Annotated in this window: 2 protein-coding genes; both read left to right on the top strand. The window is 76.6% G+C overall.

The window, feature by feature from the left end:
* The first annotated feature begins 122 nt into the window (after window positions 1-122).
* Window positions 123-2,636, top strand: a complete 2,514-nt coding sequence (locus ACFWEK_RS20205; RefSeq protein WP_430555199.1) for a beta-glucosidase — start codon at window positions 123-125, stop codon at window positions 2,634-2,636.
* Entirely contained in the window at window positions 2,633-3,280 is a 648-nt protein-coding gene (locus tag ACFWEK_RS20200; RefSeq protein WP_430555198.1) for a DUF624 domain-containing protein, read from the top strand. The genes ACFWEK_RS20205 and ACFWEK_RS20200 overlap by 4 nt, the downstream gene beginning before the upstream one ends.
* The last annotated feature ends 42 nt before the right edge of the window (window positions 3,281-3,322 follow it).

Below are 3,322 nucleotides of genomic sequence, written 5' to 3'. Positions count from 1 at the left end.
GGCTTTGCCCTCGGAGCGGGGTGTCGGTAGCGTTGTTGAAGCGCTTCGACGATCCGCACCGACGATCGTCGCCGGTAGCGTGACCGCCGTGCCGCACCGCCGCGGCACCCAGAGGAGGACCCGTGGACGTGCCTGCCTTCCGTGACCACCGCCTGCCGACGCCCGAGCGCGCCGTCGACCTGCTGTCCCGGCTGTCGCGCGACGAGCGCGTCGCGATGCTCCACCAGCACGCCCCCGCCGTCGAGCGGCTCGGGCTCGCGCCGTTCCACACCGGCTGCGAGGCGCTGCACGGCGTCGCCTGGCTGGGGGAGGCGACCGTGTTCCCGCAGCCGGTGGGGCTCGCGGCGACCTGGGACACCGACCTGGTGCGCCGGGTCGGCGACGCGACCGCGAGCGAGGTGCGCGCCAAGCACCGCGCGGACCCGTCGGTGAGCCTCAACGTGTGGGCCCCCGTGGTGAACACGTTGCGGCACCCCGCGTGGGGCCGCAACGAGGAGGGGTACTCCGAGGACCCGCACCTGACCGCCCACCTCGCCACCGCCTACAGCCGGGGTCTGCGGGGCGACCACGAGCGCGTGTGGAAGACGGTCCCGACGCTCAAGCACTTCCTCGCGTACAACAACGAGACCGACAGGTCGTCGACGAGCTCGAACCTCGACCCGCGCACCCTGCACGAGGAGGAGCTGCCCGCGTTCCGCGAGCCCGTCGAGGCGGGGGTGGCCGGCGCGGTGATGCCCTCGTACAACCAGGTGAACGGCGTGCCGGCGCACCTGCAGGGCGCGCTGTTCGACGAGCTGCGGTCGTGGGCCCCGGGCTCCGTCGCGCTCGTCTCGGACGCCGCGGCGCCCGCCTTCCTCGTGACGCTGCAGGGCGCGGCGTCCGACCGGGCCGCGGGGAACGCCGCGATGGTGCGCGCGGGTGTCGACTCCTTCACGGACGACGACGCCGACCGTGGGCCCACGGTCCGGCGGATCGAGGAGGCGCTCGACCGCGGGCTCCTCACGGCCGACGACGTCGACCGTGCCGTGCTGCGCCTGCTCGAGCTGCGGATCCGTTCGGGTGAGCTGGACGGCGAGCACGACCCGTACGCCGACCTCGGCGAGATCGACCCGCCCGAGCACCGGGCGCTGGCGCGGGAGGCGGCCGCCCGCGGGGTCGTCGTCCTGCGCGACGACGCCCGGGCGCTGCCGCTGCCGGCGTCGGGCACCGTCGCGGTGGTCGGCCCGCTCGCGGACGTCGTGCTCACCGACTGGTACTCGGGCACGCCGCCGTACGCCGTGACGCCGGTCGACGGGCTGCGCGCGGCGCTCGGCGCGGACCGCGTCGAGGCGGCCACGGGGGCCGACGTGGTCGCGCTGCGCGTGGCGGCCACCGGCCGCTACGTCGCGGTGTCCGAGGACGGCGCCCGCGTGGTGGCGGACGCGGCCGCCGCCGACAAGGCCACGCACCTCGAGGTCACCGACTGGGGCGACGGCGTGCTCACGTTCCGGTCGGCGGCGTCGGGGCGCCTCCTCACCGGTGCGTCCTGGCCGCTGCGCGCCGACGCGGGCCGGGTGGGCGGGTGGGAGGTGCAGGAGAGCTTCCGCCGGCACGTCCACCCCGACGGGTCGTGGTCGCTGCTGCACCTCGGGTCGGGCCGCTGGGTGCGGGCCCAGCGGGACACGGGCGTGCTGTGCGCCGAGGGGCGCACGCCCGAGGACGCCGCCCGGTTCGTGCCGCGCGTCCTCGAGTCGGGCGCCGCCCGCGTGGCGGAGGTCGCGGGGCGCTGCGACGCCGTCGTCGTCGTGGTCGGCAACGACCCGCACCTCGGCGGCCGCGAGACGCAGGACCGGCCGCACCTCATGCTCCCCGACGCCGCGGTCGAGGTCTGGCGGGCGGCGGCCGAGGCCAACCCGCGCGCCGTCCTGACGATCGTGTCGAGCTACCCGTACGTGCTCGGCCCGGGGGCCGGGGACGCGTCGACCGTCGTGTGGAGCAGCCACGCCGGCCAGGAGCTCGGGCACGGGCTCGCCGACGTGCTGACCGGAGCGGTGGAGCCCACGGGCCGCCTGGCGCAGACGTGGCCCGCCCGCCCGGAGCAGGCGGGCGACCTGTTCGACTACGACACCCGCCGCCAGCAGGTCACCTACCGGCACCTGCCGGCGGGGGAGCTCGGGACGCCCGCCTTCGCGTTCGGCCACGGGCTGACCTACGGCGACGTCGCCTACCACGGCCTCGCGCTGTCCCGCGACGTCGTGCCCGCCCCGGCCCCGACCCAGGACCACCCGCCGCTGCGGCCGGCGGACCCCGCCGCGGCGGGGGTGGTCACGGCGCGCGTGACCGTGCGCAACGACGGCGCACGCCCGGCCGAGGAGCTCGTGCAGGTCTACGCGCTGGGCGGGCCCGCGTCCGGAGTCCCGACGCCGGAGCGGCTGCTGCTGGGGTACGGGCGGGTCCGCCTGGCCCCGGGCGAGGCAGCGGTGGTCGACGTCCCGGTCGACGTCGCGCGGCTGGCCGTGTGGGAGCAGGGGACGGGCGGCGGGATGCTCGACGGCGTGCTGCGGGTCGCGCCGGGGGAGTACACGCTCGCGGCGGGCCCGTCGAGCGTCGACCTCCCGGCACGGCGACGGCTGACCGTGGGGGCCCCGGCACGATGAGGATCGACACCGAGGGCAGGACCGCGCAGGGCCTGACGACGTTCGTCCTGTTCGTGGTGCTCAACGTCGCCTATTTGGTGGTGTGCCTGCCGCTCGTCACGGTCGGCGCGGCGACGAGCGCGCTGCTCGAGGTGACGCTGCGCTATGCGGACGACGAGCGCGGTCACCTGGTGCGCGGCTTCTTCGTCGCCCTCGGGCGGAACGCGTGGCGGGGCACCGCGGTGCTCGTGGCGTTCGCGGTCCCGGCGGCGATGCTCGTCTTCAGCGGATTCTTCTGGCTGTCGTCCGACGGGGCGCTGACCGCGGTCGCCGGGGCGCTCGCGCTCCTGGGCGCGGCCTACCTGCTCGCGGCGCTGCTGTACGGCCTCGCCCTGGTCGGCTGGTTCGACGCCCCGCTGCGTCGGACCGTGCGCAACGCGCTGCTGCTGCCGCTGGCCGAGCCGGCGCGCACCCTGGGGCTGGCGGCGATCCCGGTGGGCGCGGCGTGCGTCGCCTACGTTCTGCCGCAGACGCTCTTCCTGGCCGCCACGATCGGCGTCTCGTTCGGCGCCTACGCGTGCGCCCTCCTGCTGCACGGCGTCTTCCGCCGGCGGCAGGCGCACCCCTCGGAGCTGGAGCCGGTGAGCCCGCACTCGGGGGAGTGACCGGCGCGGCGCGGGAGCGGGGACGACGAAGGGCTCGGGCAT

It is taken from the genome of Isoptericola sp. NPDC060257 (assembly GCF_042726645.1).
Taxonomy (GTDB): Bacteria; Actinomycetota; Actinomycetes; order Actinomycetales; family Cellulomonadaceae; genus Isoptericola; species Isoptericola nanjingensis.
The sequence above is the reverse complement of the archived record's forward strand: the minus strand, read 5'-3'. Positions and strand labels throughout refer to the sequence as shown.